The 1,346-nt window shown below is 37.0% G+C and carries 1 protein-coding gene; it reads right to left on the bottom strand.

All coding sequences use genetic code 11. The features are described 5' to 3' along the window. Positions 1 to 1,346, bottom strand: a 1,346-nt coding sequence (gene cch1, locus JVV30_RS13035) for a cassette chromosome replicative helicase (RefSeq protein ID WP_204194361.1), incomplete at both ends; no start/stop codon positions are given.

The following is a 1,346-nucleotide window of genomic DNA, read 5'->3' as shown; positions in this document are numbered from 1 at the left end:
GCAATTATCTTAACTTGGATATGGTCATCTTTTAGTTCTATGAGACCAAATCCCTCCAGCATCTTTGATAATCTACCGTCATCTGAAAATTTATTTCTGTACTGTGCTACAAATTGGACAATTAATTCGATTGCTTTATCAGCTAATGACCGTTCAGCTACTGTTTCGTTATGATAATTTAGTAGATACTCTCGCATTTCATCTAATAATACAGATCGATTTGTTACAGTTGATAATATACGTGCAGAAGTAACAAATACTGCATAACGGTTGAACATACGTTGTCCTGTTTTTTCTTTTTCATTGCTTAACGCATGTTTGAACCATTGCTGTTCTTCTTCGAAAAAAGTTCTAACCGTATTTTCATGATTTAAGAGAAAAGAACCGATTAAAGGTAATAGATGACCATAATTTTGTCGTACACCTAGTTTTATATTGTCTGCGTTATCAGCACTGTGAGTGAATACATCATTTAACTCTATTGTGCGAACGTATAATCCGTCATTCTTAGCGCTATTAGAAAAAATGCTATATTCAGAAGTGGAAACAAGCGATGTTGACCAGGTCTTCGTTTCTTTGGCTTCACCATGAACATTCGCTCTTTGACGGCCTTGCCCTTCAGCTATAGAATAGAGTAAGCCTGTAGTATCAGGGAATGTGGCAGTTGACAATTCATCAAAAGCAACAAGTATCCCGTAATTTTCATTGATAAAACCTTCTAAACCATTACGAGTTGTATTCCAACTACGAAATAGTGTGCTTGTTCCTTTTGTTGGAGCTCCACCTACAGAAACAGCTAACATTGCAGCTGTTGTCTTACCTGAACTACTGTGACCCGTTAGAGAGTATATTGTACCCCCGAATTCTATTAGGTCTATTTTGTTTAAGTAGCTTGTTACAAGGGCACTAACGCCCATTGTAACTGCCATTTCAAGCATTAAATGACCTTTAACTTCTGCATCGTACATTAATAACCATTGTGCATAGCTCCCCTTAGGTTCAAGGTCATATTTTCCATCACACAAAATTTGTGTGTTTTGTGGTATTGATGGATGATATTCAATATAGTTGGTATTGATTACTAATCCATCTTTTGTGTTAATTACGCCAGAACCGCTATACAAAGTGGCCATTGGCAGACTTTCACGCATTAATTGCAATGCATAGCCCAATTCGTGGATATATCGAGTGTTAATCGTAAAGCCGTAACCCATTAAGGAAGGAAGTTTCATAGGCGTTAAGATGTCGGCATCACGAATAACAGTATTACCATACTCGTTTTCTAAGATTAAGCGTTCTTTCCCAGATGTTGGATCTTGGAAGCGATCAGTGATATTGATATAACC

The sequence above is a fragment of the Staphylococcus sp. GDY8P47P genome, assembly GCF_016892225.1.
In the GTDB taxonomy this organism is placed as follows: Bacteria; Bacillota; Bacilli; order Staphylococcales; family Staphylococcaceae; genus Staphylococcus; species Staphylococcus borealis.
The sequence above is the reverse complement of the archived record's forward strand: the minus strand, read 5'-3'. Positions and strand labels throughout refer to the sequence as shown.